A 20,824-nucleotide genomic window follows, 5' to 3' on the forward strand; every position below is an offset into this window, starting at 1 on the left:
AAAACGTAGCTATTTAGCACTTTCTATTTAATTAAACCTGTAGAACATAGATCATCAGGTAATCCTGATGTTACTATAAAAAGGGTTTGTTTTCTTACTCCTTACTCCTACTTTATCGGTATTGATTTGCGCATGTTTAAGAATAAATAAAATAGCAATTAATTCATGGACTACAATGCATTGTAAAGGCCTATAATTTCTGCATGAACTCAATTTTACTAATGTGATAGTAGCCATTACAAATTTTTCACTATCACAATAAAGTAAGTTCTTACAGAAACACAAACGCAACAAAGTTGCATTAGTATCATTTTGAACTATTTTTGCTAAAAATTTTTAATACAAATAGGTATGCATAAGAAATTGCCAGTAACCGTTTTGAGCGGATTTTTAGGTGCAGGAAAGACAACTTTACTTAATCATATTTTGCATAACAAGGAAGGGTTAAAGGTAGCCGTAATTGTAAACGATATGAGCGAAGTAAATGTGGATGCTGATTTGGTAAAAAGCGAAAACACCCTTTCCCGTACAGAGGAAAAACTCGTTGAAATGAGCAACGGTTGTATTTGTTGTACTCTACGTGAGGATTTAATGGTAGAGGTAGAAAGATTGGCAAAAGAAAATAGATTTGATTATTTACTTATAGAAAGTACAGGTATAAGTGAACCGGTTCCTGTAGCACAAACCTTTTCTTTTATAGATGAAGAAAGCGGTATCGATTTATCTCGATTTAGTTATATAGACACCATGGTCACAGTTGTAGATGCTTTTAATTTTTTCAAAGATTTTGGAAGTCCAGAAACATTAATAGATCGAGAACTTACCGATATTGAGAATGACTTTAGAACCATTGTAAACTTACTAACAGACCAAATCGAATTTGCCAATGTTATCGTGCTAAACAAAACCGATTTGGTTACCGCCGATCATCTTGGAGTATTAAAAGCTGCTATTAGAAAATTGAATCCATCTGCAAAGATTCTTGAGTCCTCATTTAGCCGGATAAATCCAAAAGAGATATTGAATACTAATTTGTTTGATTTTGCAAAAGCAGAGCAAAGTGCTGGATGGATAGAAGAGCTTAACAAAGATGAACATACTCCAGAAACTGAAGAATATGGTATTGGCTCATTTGTTTATCGTTCTAAAAAGCCTTTTGATCCTATAAGGTTTAGAGACTTTATACAAAACAAATTCCCGATGAATATTATTAGAAGTAAAGGTTTATTTTGGATAGCCTCACGTCCTAAACAAGCACTTGTTTGGGGACAAGCAGGTGGCTCTTTAAGAACAGACAGTGCTGGAGTTTGGTGGGCTAGTATGTCTTTTGGTGAGAGGTTTAATAATTCAGTTTTTATTAATAATCAACAAGAAATAGAAAAGGATTGGGATAGTACATATGGAGATAGGAAGAATGAAATTGTCTTCATAGGTCAGGATATGGATGAAAGCCTTATAAAATCGCAATTAAATGATTGTCTTGCCACAGAAGAAGAGTTAGCTACTGGAAAATGGTTAATTGGATATGAAGATAACTGGCCTGTACAAAGAGCTTATTAATCGACTTGAATACCTTAATCAATAAAGAGATAACCTAAGAGCATTTTTTTCAATTAATTTCTAGTATAAAGCAAATCATAGAGCAATCTGATATAATAACCAAGAAGGCTAGTTTTTGGAGTTTTCATTCGTGCTATTTCTTTTACGATTTGGGTATATTTGAAAAACAAAAAACTAACCACACCAATAACTTCTTTACTTTATGGTAGGCCACGCATTTTGTTTGAACTTGTCATTCTCAAAGGCTTTTGTAGGTAATTAATAACTAATCCATTTGAAGAAAATAAAAGTAAATAACGATTATTGGTTCTTAAGTATTATGGGGTTTTTATTGATATCTGTTGCTCCAGTATCATTTTTAATTAATATACTTTTTAGAAATCATAAAATCTCTGAATTACCAATTTTAGCCCTAGTTATTCTTACGTTATATTCTTTTCTAACATTATTATTTCTATATAAACTTCTTACAGAAAGAAATTTTAAAACGCTTAAAAATCAATTTTCTAAAAGAAAAAATATTGAAATTGTGAAAAATAGTTTGGACAAACTTGAATGGTCCTACACTGGTGGAGAAAACGGATATTTAATACGAGATTGGAAGAAAGACAAAAAATTGATCTCTCTTTTACGTTTTGAAGTAGTACCTAGAAGTAATGGAATTTCTTATAATATCATTTATTCAGGCGGATCTAAAGCACGTTTTCCTTTCTTCTTCGGTATCAGAACATATTTAGAATGGAAGTTTAAGAATGAAATTAAAACAACCTATAAATCTATATAATCCGTATTGCCAAATGTACTACTAACTGCCAATCAACTTGGAATTGCTAACGTCAGTGCTACTCGAAAATTATTATCTTTAATCCTTAACGGAATATTAAAAGTCACTTACGAAAATGGGGAAGTCAAGGAAATTCAAGATTATGGTTTGCAAGGAACAATAAATCTGAATGCTATTTATAAAAAAATGTTTGAAATAAATAAAAACGTAAAATAAATACTTTTAAAAACAAGGGCAATTAGTGATTGCTTGTTCTATCCTATTTCTGAAGATACTCACGATTTTTCAACCTGTTATTATATATTATTTTTATAGTTTAAACACTAAACCAACCGATTAACTAGACTAAATAGAATAGTTCTAGGTAATTCATCTTCAAATGAATGAGCGATTTAACGATAATGGAAAATTGTTAACTGAATTTGGAAAATTCCGTACGATAGAATGTCCAAATTGTAAGAAACCCATAGACTACATTCCTCCTAGAATTGTTTGTATTCATTGTGGATTTAATAAGGAACTTAAGAATCAAACGATGCTATATCAATCGTTCCCAATTTCGTCAATTGAATTAAAAGACTATCTACAAGCCTCGTGTTGTAAAAATGTATTGTGGGCTCAGAACCTTAATCACTTAAAATTTTTAGAAGATTATGTTCGTGCAGAATTAAGAGAACGAAAGCCAAATATTAATAGAAGTGTCATAAGCCAACTACCTAAGTGGATAAAGGATGCAAAAAATAGAACCGAAATTTTGAAAACTATTAAAGTATTAAAAATGAAACTCAAGAGTAACGGCTACACAAAAAACAGTACCTAAAATGATAGGTACAAACTTACTCTATAAGGATTACGCTTTCGCGAAAGCGTAAAAACCAATAACCCTTATTATAATGTAGTCCTTGCAGGCAGAAAAACGGTTTGATTAGATTGCTGTATCTTAGTTTTACTAAAAGTATGACCATCACAAATCCTATGAAATTACCATATACTGCAATTGCTGTGCTAGCCAGCCTACTTTTAGGTTGTCATTCAGCCGAGAAGAAAAAAACCACTGAGGAAGAAAAAACCTATGCCGACGTTGAAGTGGTGAGTGCCATGAGAAATGTCATGTGGAAAGGTGAACTGGGCAGTAACATACAGTTAGATAGTATTTCCAATAAAAAAGGACTTTATGGGATTGGTCCCGTGAGTTACCTACAAGGTGAATTACTCATCAACGATGGTAGTAGTTACGTGTCTACCGTGGTGACAGATTCCGCTATGAAAGTGACCAAAACTTATAAAGTCGGTGCGCCCTTTTTTGTTTATACCCATGTAAAAGAATGGCAACAAGTGGACGTTCCTGCTAGTCTAAAGAACATTAAACAATTAGAAACGTTCATCAGTAACCAGGTCAAGGACATGAAAAAACCACTTGCTTTTAAGCTCGCTGGTCATGTTGCAAGCGCTCACATTCATATTCAAAACCTACCTGATGGTGCTGTAGTTTCATCACCGCAGGAAGCACACCAAGGTCAAGTAAATTATAAATTACACGATGAGGCTGTTGGGATTGTAGGCTTCTACTCTACCGAGCACAAGGGAATTTTTACACATCACGATAGCTTTGTACACATGCATTTAATAACGCAGGATGAGCTTCAAATGGGACATCTTGACGAGGTAGAAATTAAGGACATGAAATTATTTTTACCTAGTAAATAGCCTATTAAAGCATTAGAAAAAATGGCATTAGGACTTGGACACTTAATAGATTTAAATAGAAAATTAAAAAACAACAAACAGTTACTTTCTTCAAAAAAGTCCAAAGCCAGATTAAAAAATCGAATTGGTGGTCGTGGTAAGGATACAGGTAAGTACAAACAACAATCACCCAATATCTCTGATGCCGAATTAAATTTAATCAAATCTGATATTAAGAATAAAATGATAAAGGAAAATAGAAGAATCAGGTTCATTACTATTCTTTGTTTTATACTTTGTATCAGTGTAATATTACTTATCATATCCATTCTGTAAAATTGTTTGCTGCAATTTCATACTTCTATGTAAATGACATAAAAATGTATTCTTGGATACTTATTGAAATTAGAGATTTAGGTTGATATTCCGCTTTCGCGAAAGCGTACTGCATACATACAATTAAGAAGAACTGAGGTAAAATACAATTCTTTTTCACACCGTTTGGGTATATTTGAGAAAACAAAACACTAACCAAACCAACGACTACCGCACTATATAGAAGGCGAAGTATTCTGAGTAAACTCGCTATAACCTGTGCGTGTTGTAAAAACAATTGAGAAAAATGCGAGCTAAAATTATAATAATTACATTTTTAATAGGAATTTTTAGCGTTATGAACGCTCAAGAAAATGTGGATAGAAATGAAATGGTTGGATTTGCTTGTTACTTTGCTGGTCAACCTTCAAAAACGGTAGAAAAGTATACTCAAAAACTATATAACCAAAATTACAAGTGGATTTCTAAACGACTGAAATCTAAAAATAACGCGGAAAAATATATGTCGGTTATAATACTTGAAAGACTAACCGAGGTCAAAAAATACAAACTAAATGAAACTGAATTGAATTTGATTTCTGAAATAAAAAATTCTGATGAATTAGTTTCTGTTTGTTCTGGTTGTACATATTTTGAAAAAGTATCCCTAAAAGAATTTTTGGCTGATGATAAAAAGCTTTTTGCAAAGAATTGGCTCGACAGGAATATTAAGATGTAAGAAAAAAACGTTTTACCACAATATATAATCACTATTACAGCAGATTCAGACTGCGTCCGAATCCACTAGGAATTGCTAACAACTGTGCTAAACCGGAAATCATTAACTTTAAACCCGTAACTGACGGTTACACTAGACCGTTGTGCATCATATGACCACAAGAACGATTTATTACTTAGTATTTATAGGGATTGTACTTTCTAGCTGTGCTACAAAGATGTATTATTCTAAAAATAATGCCTTAGCATCGAAAATAATACTCACAGACTCGAAATTTAGAATTATTGAAAGTAATGGCAATGAGGTCGTGAAGCACAAAGGTATTTACCAATTAAATGACAGCACACTTACATTAATTTTTGATAAGGAATCATCGCTTCCAATAATCACATCTACGAAAAATATCACGATTAAATCCCAATCAGAAATCCCAGATCGTCAAAAAATGACTATTATCTCAGCAATTGATGATAACCCAGCTTGGCTTGCTGAAATTGTTTTGAAAGATGCTTCGAAAAAAATTATCAAAAAAATGAAACCAAATTTTGATGGTGAGGTAATTCTCGAAAATTTAGATAAAATTAGCGAAGTGGAGATATCTAGTCAAATAGATGCGCGAACAATGATATTTGATTTTCAAAAATATAAAAACCAGAACATTGAAATTAAGTTAGAACCCATAATATGGGGTGGCGAAACAGTTAGAGCTCCCTATTGTGGAATAGTTTACGCTACGCAACCAGTCATTGTCGCGAACATAGAACGAGACAAGGATACTCTGATCAAGATTTTCATCGATGAAAAAGTTTATTTAGCTGAAAGATAATATGATCTAGAACACGACCTATTTGCAATAGCTTAGGCATTGCTCATCCGAAAATGCCTGCGAAATTTTCTGTGGTTTTGGTATCTTTCAAAAAACAAAACACTAACCAAACCAACGACTACCCTACACTTTAGAATACAACTCTTTCTGCGTGAACTCGCCATAATCTGAGCGTGTTACCTGCAAGCTGAGAACAGACATGCAAAAAATTTTAATCATATTATTATTTCTATCATCAGCCGTAGTGCAATCACAAGACATTTTTCCAAAAATTGTAGAGACAATTTCTAATCATAAACGAATAACTGAAATAGACAGTCTTCTCGACAAACCAAATTCGCACTCAACGGAAATCTACTCGTATCGAAAATTTAAAAGAGAAATTGGTCTAAATTTTTATCAAAATAGATTTTATCTTACAAATAACTTAGTAATCAATATACTTAGTGAAAATGAAATCGTTAAGTTTGGTTGGGTTTCAGAGGTAAAAAGAGAAAAAAATATCCGCACCGAACAACTATATCACTCAGACGAAGAAATCCTGAAATTTATTGAAGCACATAACAAAATGTACGACTCAAATTTCACACTACTAGACCTCGAAAAACAAATGATAAAGGAGTACAAAGTTGCCATTGATTGTGGAATAAAAGAGCAAAACAAATCAAAGGAAACGAAGAAAATGCTTAAGTACGTAAAACGAAAAAACGTAAACAAATTGAACGAGTTTCTTACATCATTTGCACCAGAACTGAGAACCTTAGGAATAATTGGGCTATTAAAACTTGGAAACCTAAGTAAAGAGCAAGAATCTATTGTAGAAAATTTGTATGAAATGGATGCTATTGTAAGTTATTGCATCGGCCATTTTGGTTCACATGATGATTATCAGACAGTAGTGAAATTTCATAGCGAATAAGCAAGCAGGTAACAAGAGCTATACGCAATTGCTCGGTTTTTGCTCATCCGAAAATTTCTACTATGTTTTTTTCTAATTAAGTATATTTGAGAAAACTAAATACTAACCAAACCAACAGCTACCGTACACTTTAAAAGGCCAAAAATGCTGTGTGAACTCGCCATAACCTGTGCGTGTTGTGGTGAATTTAAGAGAAACATTGTGAATTTAAACAAAGTCCTTTTTCTACCGATTTTATTTTTGCTGTTTAACTGTAATCAGAAACAAGAAAAAACTGAAAACAGAATCCACTCTGAATCTGAATTGAAAACTCAATCGGAATCGGAAACTCGAAATTATGAGAAATATGTTTCTGAATTGAAAACTCAATCGGAATCGGAAACTCGAAATTATGAGAAATATGTTTCTGAATTTGCTCTGAATTTCACACCAAAAGGCACATCTGCTTTGGACTCAATTCCCGAAAACATCATTAAAGGATTTAGAGAATTGAGAACTATCGACAAAAGTGCTCATGAAAAATATTTGACTCTAATTTTCACCAAACTTTATGCAGAACATTTACAATGTTGTCATCAGTCATATATCATTGAACATTTCCCAGCAGATAAAACGGAATATGATTTTGATAAACTGACTATGGTAAATGAATTTGCTTTTATGTCAAATTATCTAGATAATGAAAAGTTGCCTGAAATTTGGACTTCAGGAATTATCGAAAAATGGTTGGCTGAAAATCCAGAGTTGTTGGAATTTGAACCAATTGGAAAATATAATCAATTCATCAAAACAGCTTCTGAAAAAATTAAAAATGGTGATTATTGGAACAATTAAGGATAAAAAACTACTGCCAACAATGAACTAAGCTAAAAACCAAGTGTTTTTACGACTAGTTTCTAGCATAATTTGAATCACAAAATAATCCTGATTTCATTATTCAATAGGCTCATTTTCTCAGTCCTCTCTCCTTCTGTTTTATTTATAATTTGGGTATCTTTGAGAAAACCAATCACTAATCAAACCAACGACTGCCGTACACTATAGAACTGAGTGAACTGGCCATAAGCTTTCCGTGTCGTAACACATTTTGAGAAACCTATTAACGTACATATTAATATTCGCTCTATGCTTGGGATGTTCTGACGAAAATTTAGAATGGAGCTCTGAAATACATGCAACAATATTCTTTGGAGCAGAAGAGAAAAGTGAAAAGTTTAATTTGACTTTCAACAAAACAGATAACATACTATATTTTAAATATGTAAATCAAATTGACACGACAAAAACAATAGAAATAAGCAAAATAAGAGACACTGATACTCTACTTTTCGGATTTGACAAGTTTGTAAAAACTGATAGAAAACCTTTCACAAATAACAAACTTCAGAATTTGAGGTTTGAATTTTATGATACAATAGATTATGCAGATGACGCAACTGGACCGATTTTATTTAATCAGAATTATGGACTGCTTGCGATAAACAATGTATATGGACCAACAATTATTTTTCTTGATAAAAGGATTGACAGTCTAACTGAAAAGATTGTTAAAAAGCTAAACGAATAAAGAAACTAATATTGCCAAAAGTAAACAGACTTAATGGATTACCGAATACCATAACTCAACAGTTTTTCAGCACAACTTTTTATTATAGTAAAGGATATATGGCTGATTGGATTTTCAATTCTGCATCTGAAAAGAATGTGAATGAATTAACGCTTGACTTTTGGAATAATACTGTTGAACCAAATGTACTTGAAATAAAACCAATTCTCAGACAATTACCAAGACTTAAAGAGACAGTTTGGAAAACATTGAAAAGTCAAAATTTCGAATCGGATTTTATTCGGAGCGGAATCTTGAAAATCAAAATGGGTAAAACTGGATATAGGTATTTATATTGCAAGACAATATTAACTGACAAAAACGGAAAAGAATATATAGGTAAAGAATACTTGGAATCTGTTTACGAAGATAAATTTCAAGTATTTAAACCGAATTTAATACAAGTTATTAAAAAATTTATCGAGTAAAAAACGGGTTATAAATCCACATATGATTTATTGCTCATTCTTGACTACTTCTGAAAATCCTCGCGAATTTTCAGTTTGGTGTTTACTTGGTGAGTTTCGTTCTAAACCGAGCAACCATTTAAACCTTAATCTTTATGTGTAAGCTGAACAACCTTGACTGAAAATCAAAATCCATATAATATTCTAAAATATCCACCAGCGTATATGGATGGATACTTAGCTATTAATGGATGTTTATCAGAATACTGCATTCCAATTGAATTCACAAAAAAGAACGGAGAAAAATGGGTTTACGGATTTCAGGGAGAAATCGAAAAAGAGATTGAAATAATCAATTTAAAGGATAACAGATATTTTTTAATATCAACAACAAACGAGTTAAAAACTAATTACATAGTTGATGTGGAAACTATTAATCCGATCAACGAAATTGATTATGTATCAGAAAGATTAAAATATAATGATGGTCTAATTTTATTTTTATGTCCAAATTCTATAGTCATAATTAAAGATCCTAACGATATTAGGCGCATTGACACTCATAACTGGGACGGAATAAGAAATAATCGAATCGAGAATGGAATTTTAAAGGGACAACTTTACGATAGGAATTATAATGATAGAGGAGAAAAATATGATAAAACTGACTATGAACTTGATTTAAAAACCTTTATTTTAAAAAAAGGGAGAGAATTAATGCATAAATCAGTACCAATTAAGAATTCAAATATTGAAAAAGTAAAAGTCCAAAAATCAAAATGGTGGAAGGTATGGTAAAAGCAATAAGCCAGATTTCAACAAAGAAGAAGGTAAAAAAAGCAACTCATTCTAGCGCTTTTTTAATGGTTGGAAGTTTTGAAAATCCATTCACAATATCATCCTGATTTCACTATTGAATATGCTTGTTATGGCAGTTCATTACACATCAACATAATAGCTAATTTCCGGCACCTTTTTTTGAGACTGACGGTTGTGGGATGATGACTAGGTTTTCAGATCTTTTTGGCTTGTTAAAATGGTCTCTTGATGCACTGTATAGTAATTGGGTGTTTTTCTGTTTACGCTTTCGCGAAAGCGTGATCAACACTTACCTATCGCATAACTGCTATAAATCTAATTTAAAACCTCTTATTCAATTAGGGCAAATTGGATCGTCTAGCATTTCTTCTATTAATTCGTTTCTGTTTTTTTAGTAAGAAATATTTACGACGTTTTTCACTAATAGATAAGTCATCATGGTCCCGACTTAATAAGTCTTTAAGTTCCTGATCCTCGGTTATAATTTGGCGGCTTTTTTGAGCATTGGATAAATTGTCAACATGATACCTCACTCCTAGCGATAAAGTGAAAAAGCTAGCAGTTTCAAAATTTTCAATGAGATTAGGTGAAGCTTTTATATCATAAAAACCTTGCTCAAAACTAGGTGAAAGTACCATAGAAAACGAGTCTGCAAAATGATACTCTAGCGCCGAACGAAATTTGAGTAAGGAGCCTGAGTCTCTAAAAACTCCATTACCTTGTTCGGGAGATTGTCGATTTCTAAATTGGGTGTAACCATAACCTACATCTACTCCAACTCTAAACTTGTTGTGAAGAACAAACTCATAACCGGCAAAAAAATAGGCATTAAAACGATGCGACCTGTCATAAGTTCCTGTGTCTAAAGGGTTATCGTTTTTGAAGTAATCAAAGTTCAAGGCTCCGCCTAGATACACGTTTTTATACGGATAAAACTGTAATCCTGTTCCGAATCCCAGCCTACCTATAAAATTGGACCCAACAAAGGAATCACCTGTAGGAATGGGCTGTTGTAAGTACCAGTCAAATGCAAATATTCTGCGACCTTCATCCTCGCTGGTGGAATCATTTAATACAGGATCATTATCTTGTTCCTGAGCTGTGGATTGATTAAAAATTCCTAGAACTAACAAACAAGTGATAAAAAAACTTCTAGTAATTGATAACATAGGTTTGTGTATTTGCATCAATTTGAATAGTGCTTGTTGTGGTACTGGTACCATTAAAAATGCTTACTTCCATTTGTGATGGAGCTAGTGTGGTTACAGGAGCTTGTTGTGGATTCTCAGAAGCTGGAACTCCTATAAATTGAGGATTACACTCAAAGTTCTCTATAGAATTGGGTAATTGAAAAGTTCTATTTTCATAAAGTAACGGACAGTCCATCGATTCTGCTATAATTTGTATGTCAAGATCGTTATTCACTCCTGTAGAACTTTGAAAAACTAAAATCACATCGAGTTCTTCCTTAATAGGAACTTCAGGAATAAGTAATTCTAAATTTGTAAATGATTTTTTATTAATGCGATAATCTTGTAAAGGTTGGTCATCTCTATATACGGTTAGATAAAAAAGAGAATTAGTTGCTGACAAGGCTGTCATTTGAATTTTTCCCTCATCGTCTGTAAAAGCTCTTCCTAAAATGAAATCACGATCTGGCTCAGAAAACTTTGCGTTGTCTCTAGAAAACAATCTGTTTATGATACGATAATTGGACAGTACCACTTCTACATCGGTTGCTCTGGAACCATCAGGTTCAATAATAGTAGCTTCTAAATATAATCGCGTATCGTTTTCTAAACGAGGTGTACACGCTACTATCATCATTAAAAAACTACAAAGGAAAAGATTTTTCATACAGTCGGTTTTACTTGAGATGTAAAATAATCAAAAAGGTTGCGTGATAGGCGAGTAAAACAAAAAACCCGATGTTGTAACATCGGGTTTTTTATATATAAAATGTAAGAATTAAGCCATTGCTTTTGCAACGCTTGCGCTTAATCTTTTATAAACACCACCTTCTAAACGGTCACGAATAGCAGAGAATGCGTCTAATGTCTCATTGATATCATCCATGGTATGTGAAGCTGTAGGAATCAATCTTAATAGGATTAATCCTTTAGGAATAACTGGATAAACTACAATTGAACAGAAAATACCAAAGTTTTCTCTAAGATCTTTAACGAGAGCCATTGCTTCTGGTATACTTCCTTTAAGGTATACAGGTGTTACACAAGATTGTGTAGTTCCTATATCAAAACCTCTTTCTTTAAGACCACCTTGAAGAGCATTTACATTTTCCCAAAGCTTGTTTTTAAGTTCAGGCATAGAACGCAGCATATCTAATCGCTTCAATGCTCCTTTAACTAATTGCATTTGCAGAGATTTGGCAAACATTTGCGATCTTAAATTGTATTTTAAGTAATCAATAATTTCTTGATCTGCCGCTATAAAAGCACCAGTACTAGCCATTGATTTTGCAAAGGTCGCAAAGTAAACATCGATTTGATCTTGTACTCCTTGTTCTTCACCAGCTCCAGCACCTGTGGCACCAAGAGTTCCAAATCCATGTGCATCATCTACAAAGAGTCTGAAGTTGTATTTTTCTTTAAGTGCAACAATTTCTTTCAATTTACCTTGCTCACCACGCATTCCAAAAACACCTTCTGAAATTACAAGTATACCACCGCCAGTTTGTTCAGCGATTTTGGTAGCTCGTTGTAAATTCTTTTCAATAGATTCAATGTCATTGTGCTTATAAGTAAAACGTTTACCGTGGTGCAATCTCACACCATCGATAATACATGCATGAGCATCTACATCATAAACGATTACGTCATCTTTAGAAACAAGCGCATCAACTGTAGAAACCATACCTTGATACCCAAAGTTCAATAAATATGCAGCTTCTTTATTAACAAATTCTGCTAGCTCGTTTTGAAGTTGTTCGTGTAAATCAGTATGACCACTCATCATACGAGCACCCATAGGATAGGCACTACCGTATTCTGCGGCAGCTTCTGCATCTACTTTTCTTACATCAGGATGATTGGCAAGACCTAGGTAGTCGTTTACACTCCATGTAATAACTTCTCTACCATTAAACTGCATGCGATTTGCAATAGGTCCTTCTAATTTAGGAAACACAAAGTAACCTTCGGCTACACTTGCCCATTTTCCTAGTGGTCCTTTATCCTTGTAAATTTTCTCAAATAAATCCTTCATAAAACCGATTTCTAATCGGCAAATATACGATATACTGCAAAACTTAACGGATATTGCGCACTTACAGCGACGTTAAATTATCAATAATTGTTGATAACAGTCGGATATCCAGTAACTTTTAAGAATAAAAATGTAGGTATCAAAAAATCATATTTGATACTCTAAGAAAATACAAGTAATTTAAGGTAAGGTAACTACTTATTTAACGTACTCAATGTGTTGCTGAGTAGCTGTTGATACCGAATCAAAGAAACCTTGCTCTTCCATCCACTTATCGTTGTATATTTTACTCATATAACGAGATCCATGATCTGGAAAAATAACTACAACAACTGCATCCTTATCAAAAACTCCTTGAGCAGCTAATTGCTTTGTAGCTTGCATGGCTGCACCACTAGTATAACCTACAAATAATCCTTCATGCTGCGATATAAAACGAGCCATGTGAGCAGCGTCTTCATCTTTTACTTTGGTAAAGCTGTCTATAGCATCAAAATCTGTTGCTGTAGGGATTAAGTTTTTACCGAGTCCTTCTATTCGGTATGGGTAAATCTCGTTTTTATCAAACTCTTGAGTCTCGTGGTACTTTTTAAGAACACTACCATACGCATCAACTCCCAAAATTTGAACATCTGGATTTTGTTCTTTTAAAAATCGAGCTGTTCCTGATATAGTTCCTCCTGTACCACTACAAGCTACAAGGTGTGTGATTTTACCTGCTGTTTGTTTCCAAATTTCAGGACCTGTGCTGTTGTAGTGAGCGTCTATATTAAGTTCATTGAAGTATTGATTAATGTAGATGCTGTCTTTAATTTCCTCGTGTAAACGCTTTGCTACTTGATAATAACTGCGTTCATCATCGGCACTTACATGTGCTGGACATACATAAACTTTGGCACCCATAGATTTAAGCATGTCAATCTTATCGGCACTTGATTTTGAACTTACAGCCAGAATACAGTCATACCCTTTTATACGACTTACCATAGCAATACTGAAACCCGTGTTACCACTTGTAGTTTCTATAATTGTATCGCCTGGTTTTAAGATTCCTTTTCGCTCTGCTTCTTCTATGATATGTAAAGCAATTCTATCTTTTGAAGAGTGTCCTGGATTGAAAGCCTCTACTTTTGCATAAAAATTACCTGAATATGGGGCTACTTTTTCTGAAAGCTTAATAAGTGGTGTTTCTCCTATGAGTTGCAACACATTATCGTAGGCTTGTATATCTTGGTTCATATATAGGGTTTACTGTGTGTCCATTTTTTGGCACAAACGTGGCAAAGTTACACAAAAATTATCAGTCTGTAATTCCTTCTAAATCAAGAAGAAAAGCATACTCAAGCGCTACTTCTTTGAGTGCATCATACCTACCAGATGCACCGCTGTGACCGCTTTTCATGTCGGTTTTGAACAAGAGAAGTTTGTCGTTTGTTTTGCTTTCGCGTAAGCGGGCTACCCATTTTGCTGGTTCCCAGTATTGAACTTGTGAGTCGTGATAACCCGTTGTAACGAGAATATTAGGATAATCCTGCTCCTTTATTTGATCGTAAGGACTGTAACTGAGCATGTATTCATAACTGTCTTTATGGTTGGGATTACCCCATTCGTCATATTCACCTGTTGTTAATGGAATAGTGTCATCAAGCATGGTACTAACGACATCGACAAATGGTACAGCACTTAATATACCGTTGTATAGTTGTGGTGCCATGTTTATAACCGCTCCCATAAGTAGTCCACCAGCACTACCACCGCTAGCATACAATTGTTCATTGGAAGTATAGCCTTCTTTAATGAGATGTTCACTACATGCAATAAAATCTGTAAACGTGTTGCGCTTTTTAAACATTTTACCGTCTTCATACCAAGTTCTTCCCAAATACTCACCACCGCGTATGTGGGCGATAGCGTATATAAAGCCTCTATTAAGTAAGCTGAGTCTAGCTATTGAAAAGTAAGGATCTATAGTTGCTCCATAACTACCATAACCATATAGAAGTAGCGGATTACCGGTTTCCTTTTTCATACTAGTCTTGTAAACCAAGCTTATTGGTACTTTGGTGCCGTCAGGTGCAGTAGCCCAAACTCGCTGTGACGTGTAATTACTAGGATCAAAATCTGCGTCCTCTACAGGTTGTGTTTTAAGTACCTTTTTCTCTCTGGTTTCCATATCAAACTCTATAACGCTTGCTGGAGTTGTTAATGAGTTGTAGACATAGCGTAATTTTGTTGTATCAAACTGTAGATTGGCACCAGTATATGCCGTATACGTTTCATTATCGAAAGGCAGAAAGTAATCGGACGTGCCATCCCATGCCTTAATCCTAATCCTATTAAGTCCATTAAAGCGATCTGAAACTACAAGGAACTTTTCAAATAGATTAAAATCCTCTAGAAGAACATCGTTATCATGTGCTATTAAGTCTTCCCAATTTTCCTTTTCGGTAAGGTGCAAGGGCGTTTGCATTATTTTAAAATTGGTAGCTCCATCTTTATTAGTCATGATGAAAAAATGATCCTTGTAATGTGCTACACTGTATTCTAATTCCTTTTCTCTTTCTTGAAATAATTGAAAATCAGCGTCTGGTTGATTAGATTTTATAAAACGTACCTCATCAGACAAGGTAGAAGAGGATTTAATCATTATAAACTCCTGCGACAGTGTTTTATACACAAAGCAGTTGTAAATCTCATCTTCTTCTTCAAAAACCAATTCACCATCATTATCAGGGTTGGTCAATTTATATTTAAAAATGCGATTTGCTCTTAGAGTTTCTGGATCTTTTCTTGTAAAAAAGAGAGTATTGTTGTCTGCTGCCCAAGTGGAACCACCGGTGGTTAGAGGAACAGCTACATCCAGTAACTCACCTGTTTCAAGGTTTTTTACCATAAGAGTATATTCTCTTCTACCCTTTGTATCAATTCCAAAAGCGGCCAATTTATTATCAGGCGAGATATTCATCCCGGTAAACTTGTAAAAGTCGTGACCTTGAGCCATTTCATTTACATTAAATAGCAGCTCTTCTTTTTGAGTGGCGTCATTACGCCTGTAATAATATGGGTAGCTCTCACCTACTTCCATTTTGGTATAATACCAATATCCGTTAAATAGATAAGGAACCGATTCATCATCTTCTTTAAGTCTACCTTTTATTTCTTGAAAAAGAGATTCTTTAAGATCATCGGTATGAGCTGTCATGGCATCGTAATAATCATTCTCTTGTTCCAGATACGAAAGAACCTCTGGTGCGTCTCTTTCTCTCATCCAGTTGTAGTGGTCGATTCTTTGATGTCCGTGTTTTTCGTGAACGTGCGGTATTTTTTTTGCCACAGGTAACTTCATGTATGCTCTTTTTTTAACCGGCGCAAGATACACAGATATTACCAAGCAATTGTCATCGTTAACTCACTATTCAATAAGCATTTCAAATCATGACTGTAAGGTTATAAATGTCTATTTTTGCAAATAAAATTTAGATCTATGTTTGGAGATATGATGGGAATGATGGGAAAAATCAAAGAAGCCCAAGAAAAAGTAGAAGCTACTAAACAACGTATGGATACTGTATTAATAGATGAGAAGTCCAGCGACAATCTATTAAATGTTACGGTTACAGCTAGTAGAAAAATTAAAAACATCTCTATCAATCCAGAATTGCTAGAGGACCAAGAACAGTTAGAAGACTATTTAATTTTAACTCTTAATAAGGCATTAAGCAAAGCTGAAGGTATTTATGACCAAGAAGTAGCGGCAGCTGCAAAAGATGGAATGCCTAACATTCCAGGTATGGATATGTTTAAGTAACGATCAAACCTTTTTTCCTTGCGCATCCATTTCAGGTAGAGCATCTGGGTCATCCATACTTCTTTCATCGTAATCGTCAAGGTCAAAAGCATCCATTTGAGCACTGAGGCGTTTGGAGATTTTAACCAAGTATTTTGTATCCTCAGTTAATACTTCAACCGCTTCAATGGTTTCATTTTTATGGTTTTTGAAGGTTATGATGTCTTCATCGCCGTAACCAGCAGGATACTTTTCTACGAGTAACGCAACCATTTCTGGAGTGAGCTTTTTGTAGTCTACAATAACATTTTTCATAAGACTAGAATTTTGAGGTGTTCTAAAATTAGAAAAAACTAATTACACCTCAACTTCTTCTAGACATTTTTAACTTAAAAAAGAGCTTTTCAGAAAGTGAATAACGTTTAAACTGTAGCCAATTCATGGAAAGCTAAAACAATATCCTCATTTTCCACCTTTTGATCAGTGACAAAATCGCCTATGCTAGACAAAAGAACAAATCGTATTTCTCCATTGACATTCTTTTTATCATGAGCCATCAATTGAATCATATCTTGTATATCACGGTCAGTAAATGAAAAAGTAAAGCCAAGTCCTTTGTACCAGTTTTTAATAGAATCGTATTCTAATGGAGATAAACCGGTATATCTCGTACTTAAGAAGGACTCTACAAGTATTCCTGCAGCCACAGCCTCGCCGTGCAAAACATCAGGTTGATCTGGTTGAGTTAGGCAAAAAGATTCGATAGCATGACCTGCTGTATGCCCATAGTTAAGAGCTTTACGAGCCCCTTTTTCAGTAGGGTCGTTAACTACAACGTCGTTTTTAATTACGGCGCTTTGAAAAATTAAATGATCAAATATGTCATTATAATAGTTTTTACCGGCATTAATCATATCGTTCCAATATGCCTTATCAGCTATTAAACCGTGTTTAAACATTTCGATGCTTCCATTGACTAATTGCTGCTCATCTAGAGTACGTAAAAATCTTGTGTCAATTAAAGTCATTATAGGTGGAACAATAACTCCTATTTGATTTTTAAGTGGTCCTAAGTCTACACCGTTTTTGCCGCCTATTGCTGCATCGACCATACCTAATAAACTGGTAGGAACGTGTATAAAATCTACACCTCTTTTAATGGTGCTAGCTACAAATCCACCTAGGTCTGTAATTACGCCACCACCTAGATTGATTACAAGACTGTTACGGTCTATTCCTAATTCGACCATCGCACTCCACACACCACTACAAGTTTCAATTGACTTATGTTCTTCTCCAGGATCAATTGCGATTACTTCAATTCTACTTTCAGTTTTCAATTCTGGCATAAAAACTGGATAACAATGATCCATTGTGTTTTCATCGACCATAATGAAAATAGAGCTAGGATGCTTAGTTTGTAGGTACTCATTAAGCTTAGTGTAGCTTTCTTCTTGAAAATAGATGTTGAATAGATGATTTTCAATTGATTCCATATGTAGAGTCAAATATTTTTACTTTGATTAAAACTGTGCTTCCCTCGCCTATTTATAGGCTACGGTCGCGAAAGCTTACCGCTAAAAAATCGTTCAAAACCGGTAATTTTCTTAACATTGCCAAAAGTAAGTCCGACTGTGTGAAAAAGTCGATTTTTACGACAAAATTATCAGTTTCCTAAATCGTTTTCGCAATTATATTTGCATTATGGCAGACAATCCTTTTAATAATACAGAACGTGCATTTGCATTAAAGAGTAATACAGATTTAAAAAAATCTCATTTCATCTTTAAAATGATGGATAAACCATGGTTAGTAAACTTTGGTTCCAAAGCTACTGTACTAGCTCTTAATCTAAACCTACCCATTAAAGGGCTTATTAAGAGCACCATTTTTGAACAATTCTGCGGAGGTACTACCGAGGATGAATGTATGCCACTTGTAGAAAAAATGTACAGTAAAGGTGTGAGCTCCATACTGGATTATAGCGTTGAAGGTAAAGAAGAGGAAACAGAATTTGATAAGGTTGTGGACAAAAAAATCCAACTTATTAAAAAAGCTTCTACCAGTGAAGCGCTTTCCTTTGAAGTAGTGAAACCTACCGGTATTGGCCGCTTTTATATCTGGCAGAAAGTTACGGAAAAACAAACTCTTACTAGTCAAGAACAAGCAGAATGGGAACGCATACAGCAGCGTGTGGACTTAATTTCAAAAACCGCTGCTCAGTACGATGTGGCATTGCTCTACGACGGTGAGGAAAGTTGGATGCAAGACGCAGCCGATGATTTGATACGTGATATGATGTTGCGTTATAATAAAGACAAAGCCATAATTTATAATACGGTACAATGCTATCGTCATGATAGATTAGAATATATTAAAAACCTACATGAAGATGCGACCCAAAATAATTTTATTGTAGGAGCCAAAATAGTTCGCGGTGCTTATATGGAGAAAGAAAGAGAACGTGCTGCCGAAATGGGCTATCAATCTCCTATTTGTATCAATAAAAAAGCAACCGATGCGATGTTCAATGACGTTATGCAGTTTATTCTTGATCGACTAGACCGCATCAAATTATGTATAGGAACTCATAATGAACACAGTACACTACTAGCCATGGATATTCTTAAAGAAAAAGGAATACCTGCTAACCATAACGACGTTTGGTTCGGTCAACTTTATGGAATGAGCGATAATCTAACCTATAATCTTGCACATAAAGGTCATAACACTTTTAAAATATTACCCTTTGGCCCAATTAAAGACGTGATGCCTTATTTGATTCGAAGAGCTCAAGAAAACACTTCTGTCGCAGGACAAATGGGTCGTGAATTGCTATTAATTAAAGAAGAAATGAAACGAAGAGGAATATAAAATTCCTCTTCATATAAATACCCAAGGAATAGTAGGAAATTAACCTACTACTACCCTATTTTCAGCCTTATCGATCACAGCTTGTGCTGCAGCGGCACCGTTAAGCATGGCCGCATTTAAAGAGGAATTACTCAAATGATCACCGGCAAGAAATACATGTTGCGTAAGTTGCGTTTCAGTACTTGGTAACGCATAATTAAGGTTATTAAGCACTGGTAACGCCTTCTTAATCTTGAAATATTTGATCATGTCACCTAGCTCTATTCCAGTTTCCTGCTTCAATTCTTGAGCAAGCAAACTAGATAGCTCTTCTTCGGTTTGTGTGTAATCCTTAACCACCGTAATACTTATTACTTTTTGATGATTTGGGAATACATCATGTAAAAAATGGAAATTATTAGCATATCCATTACCAGTGAGCAATCCAATGATAGGCTGTTTGAATCCTTCATGGTCGGTCTTAAAATAAAATACTGTAGTTTGTTTCCAGTCTTGTTGTTGGTTACGTAAGTTAGGTACCACATCACTTGCTGGAGTAGCAACTATAGTATAATCGCTTTGAACTTGACTACCATCCTTAAACGTTAATTGATTCCCGACTACCTCGAGTAATTCTTTATTGTAATTGATATCAATGTCATTTGCGAGTTGTTCAGGAATAGCCTTAATTCCCCTTGCAGGAATAGTTGCGTTTCCTGTTGCAAACATTTTGAAAACAAACTCAAACATGCGGCTGCTCGTTTCCAATTTATCCTCAAGAAATATTCCTGCATAAAAAGGCCTGAAAAAATTTTCAATAATTTTATCTGAAAAACCGTAATCTTTCAAGTATTGTTCGGTCGTTATCTCAGGTGTAGAAAATATGTCCGATAGTGATTTTTGTTTAAGCTTTCGCGAAAGCGTAAAAACCTTCCATTTATCTCCTAGGGTACCTATTCCAGCAAATATAGTAGGTAATAAAAAATTAAGGTCTCTAGAGGCATCACCTAATTTGTAGGTACGGCCGTCTTTAAAGATTACAGCTCCAGGAGCAAATTTGATTAAGTCTAAAGATGACGTATCTAAATAATCTTTTACTGCTGGATATTCATCTAACATTACTTGAAAACCCAAATCCAAAATTACGTTGTTCTCAACAATAGTGTGTACACGTCCACCTGGATGAGTGTTTTTTTCAAATATGATAGGTTCGTATCCTTGATTTTTAAGAGTTTGAGCAGCTACAAGTCCACTTACTCCAGCACCAATAATGACTATCTTTTTATTCTCCATGCCAC

24 protein-coding genes are annotated in these 20,824 nt (G+C 34.3%); 15 read left to right on the forward strand and 9 right to left on the reverse strand.

Annotation, left to right across the window (positions count from 1 at the left end; all coding sequences use genetic code 11):
* Positions 1–351 precede the first annotated feature (351 nt).
* The 6 genes from HCN53_RS03670 (at position 352) to HCN53_RS03695 (ending at position 4,366) form a co-directional block, all read left to right on the forward strand.
* Positions 352–1,560 (forward strand): GTP-binding protein, encoded by a 1,209-nt coding sequence (locus tag HCN53_RS03670; protein ID WP_167342072.1) that lies wholly within the window; start codon positions 352–354, stop codon positions 1,558–1,560.
* A gap of 274 nt (positions 1,561–1,834) precedes the next feature.
* Complete coding sequence (locus HCN53_RS03675; RefSeq protein ID WP_167342073.1) at positions 1,835–2,344, forward strand: hypothetical protein; 510 nt, start codon at positions 1,835–1,837, stop codon at positions 2,342–2,344.
* A 6-nt stretch (positions 2,345–2,350) separates the two neighbouring features.
* Positions 2,351–2,560 (forward strand): hypothetical protein, encoded by a 210-nt coding sequence (locus HCN53_RS03680; protein ID WP_167342074.1) that lies wholly within the window; start codon positions 2,351–2,353, stop codon positions 2,558–2,560.
* Between the two features lie 163 nt (positions 2,561–2,723).
* Entirely contained in the window at positions 2,724–3,164 is a 441-nt protein-coding gene (locus tag HCN53_RS03685) for a hypothetical protein (protein WP_167342075.1), read from the forward strand.
* A 137-nt stretch (positions 3,165–3,301) separates the two neighbouring features.
* Entirely contained in the window at positions 3,302–4,051 is a 750-nt protein-coding gene (locus HCN53_RS03690; protein WP_240919388.1) for an acetolactate decarboxylase, read from the forward strand.
* A 21-nt stretch (positions 4,052–4,072) separates the two neighbouring features.
* Entirely contained in the window at positions 4,073–4,366 is a 294-nt protein-coding gene (locus HCN53_RS03695) for a hypothetical protein (RefSeq protein ID WP_105019110.1), read from the forward strand.
* Positions 4,367–4,391: 25 nt separating this feature from the next.
* Here HCN53_RS03695 and HCN53_RS13110 read toward each other — a convergent pair whose 3' ends face one another.
* Positions 4,392–4,526, reverse strand: a complete 135-nt coding sequence (locus HCN53_RS13110) for a hypothetical protein (protein WP_258150524.1) — start codon at positions 4,524–4,526, stop codon at positions 4,392–4,394.
* A 126-nt stretch (positions 4,527–4,652) separates the two neighbouring features.
* Here HCN53_RS13110 and HCN53_RS03700 point away from each other — a divergent pair, with 126 nt between their 5' ends.
* The 7 genes from HCN53_RS03700 to HCN53_RS03730 all read left to right on the forward strand — a co-directional run bounded on the left by HCN53_RS03700 (position 4,653) and on the right by HCN53_RS03730 (position 9,640).
* On the forward strand, positions 4,653–5,084 hold the full coding sequence (locus HCN53_RS03700) for a hypothetical protein (RefSeq protein ID WP_167342076.1): 432 nt from the start codon (positions 4,653–4,655) through the stop codon (positions 5,082–5,084).
* 151 nt (positions 5,085–5,235) lie between these two features.
* Positions 5,236–5,910, forward strand: coding sequence for a hypothetical protein (locus HCN53_RS03705; protein WP_167342077.1), 675 nt, complete (start codon positions 5,236–5,238; stop codon positions 5,908–5,910).
* Between the two features lie 199 nt (positions 5,911–6,109).
* Entirely contained in the window at positions 6,110–6,829 is a 720-nt protein-coding gene (locus tag HCN53_RS03710; RefSeq protein ID WP_105019113.1) for a hypothetical protein, read from the forward strand.
* Between the two features lie 201 nt (positions 6,830–7,030).
* Positions 7,031–7,663 carry a hypothetical protein gene (locus HCN53_RS03715; RefSeq protein ID WP_167342078.1) on the forward strand — a complete coding sequence of 211 codons (633 nt, stop codon included), beginning with the start codon at positions 7,031–7,033 and terminating at the stop codon, positions 7,661–7,663.
* A gap of 295 nt (positions 7,664–7,958) precedes the next feature.
* Positions 7,959–8,396 (forward strand): hypothetical protein, encoded by a 438-nt coding sequence (locus HCN53_RS03720; RefSeq protein ID WP_167342079.1) that lies wholly within the window; start codon positions 7,959–7,961, stop codon positions 8,394–8,396.
* 11 nt (positions 8,397–8,407) lie between these two features.
* Entirely contained in the window at positions 8,408–8,863 is a 456-nt protein-coding gene (locus tag HCN53_RS03725; protein WP_167342080.1) for a hypothetical protein, read from the forward strand.
* 153 nt (positions 8,864–9,016) lie between these two features.
* On the forward strand, positions 9,017–9,640 hold the full coding sequence (locus HCN53_RS03730) for a hypothetical protein (RefSeq protein WP_167342081.1): 624 nt from the start codon (positions 9,017–9,019) through the stop codon (positions 9,638–9,640).
* 359 nt (positions 9,641–9,999) lie between these two features.
* Here HCN53_RS03730 and HCN53_RS03735 read toward each other — a convergent pair whose 3' ends face one another.
* The 5 genes from HCN53_RS03735 to HCN53_RS03755 form a co-directional block, all read right to left on the reverse strand.
* Positions 10,000–10,830: a porin family protein gene (locus HCN53_RS03735; RefSeq protein ID WP_167342082.1), complete on the reverse strand. Its 831-nt coding sequence runs from the start codon at positions 10,828–10,830 to the stop codon at positions 10,000–10,002.
* Entirely contained in the window at positions 10,814–11,518 is a 705-nt protein-coding gene (locus tag HCN53_RS03740; RefSeq protein WP_167342083.1) for a hypothetical protein, read from the reverse strand. The genes HCN53_RS03735 and HCN53_RS03740 overlap by 17 nt, the downstream gene beginning before the upstream one ends.
* Positions 11,519–11,629: 111 nt before the next feature.
* On the reverse strand, positions 11,630–12,886 hold the full coding sequence (locus HCN53_RS03745; RefSeq protein ID WP_060522405.1) for an aminotransferase class I/II-fold pyridoxal phosphate-dependent enzyme: 1,257 nt from the start codon (positions 12,884–12,886) through the stop codon (positions 11,630–11,632).
* 198 nt (positions 12,887–13,084) lie between these two features.
* Positions 13,085–14,125 (reverse strand): PLP-dependent cysteine synthase family protein, encoded by a 1,041-nt coding sequence (locus HCN53_RS03750; protein ID WP_167342084.1) that lies wholly within the window; start codon positions 14,123–14,125, stop codon positions 13,085–13,087.
* Positions 14,126–14,186: 61 nt separating this feature from the next.
* Entirely contained in the window at positions 14,187–16,232 is a 2,046-nt protein-coding gene (locus HCN53_RS03755) for a S9 family peptidase (RefSeq protein WP_167342085.1), read from the reverse strand.
* A gap of 138 nt (positions 16,233–16,370) precedes the next feature.
* Between HCN53_RS03755 and HCN53_RS03760 the strand changes: the two genes are divergently transcribed.
* Entirely contained in the window at positions 16,371–16,694 is a 324-nt protein-coding gene (locus HCN53_RS03760) for a YbaB/EbfC family nucleoid-associated protein (protein WP_105019119.1), read from the forward strand.
* A gap of 3 nt (positions 16,695–16,697) precedes the next feature.
* Here the strand turns inward: HCN53_RS03760 and HCN53_RS03765 are convergent, their stop codons facing one another.
* Positions 16,698–16,988, reverse strand: coding sequence for a hypothetical protein (locus HCN53_RS03765; RefSeq protein WP_167342086.1), 291 nt, complete (start codon positions 16,986–16,988; stop codon positions 16,698–16,700).
* A gap of 107 nt (positions 16,989–17,095) precedes the next feature.
* Positions 17,096–18,169 carry a 3-dehydroquinate synthase gene (aroB, locus tag HCN53_RS03770; RefSeq protein WP_167342087.1) on the reverse strand — a complete coding sequence of 358 codons (1,074 nt, stop codon included), beginning with the start codon at positions 18,167–18,169 and terminating at the stop codon, positions 17,096–17,098.
* 208 nt (positions 18,170–18,377) lie between these two features.
* Here aroB and HCN53_RS03775 point away from each other — a divergent pair, with 208 nt between their 5' ends.
* Positions 18,378–19,547: a proline dehydrogenase family protein gene (locus tag HCN53_RS03775; RefSeq protein WP_167342088.1), complete on the forward strand. Its 1,170-nt coding sequence runs from the start codon at positions 18,378–18,380 to the stop codon at positions 19,545–19,547.
* Between the two features lie 39 nt (positions 19,548–19,586).
* Here HCN53_RS03775 and HCN53_RS03780 read toward each other — a convergent pair whose 3' ends face one another.
* Positions 19,587–20,819: an FAD-dependent oxidoreductase gene (locus HCN53_RS03780; protein ID WP_167342089.1), complete on the reverse strand. Its 1,233-nt coding sequence runs from the start codon at positions 20,817–20,819 to the stop codon at positions 19,587–19,589.
* Positions 20,820–20,824 lie beyond the last annotated feature (5 nt).

The organism is Nonlabens sp. SY33080 (genome assembly GCF_011784885.1).
In the GTDB taxonomy this organism is placed as follows: domain Bacteria; phylum Bacteroidota; class Bacteroidia; order Flavobacteriales; family Flavobacteriaceae; genus Nonlabens; species Nonlabens tegetincola.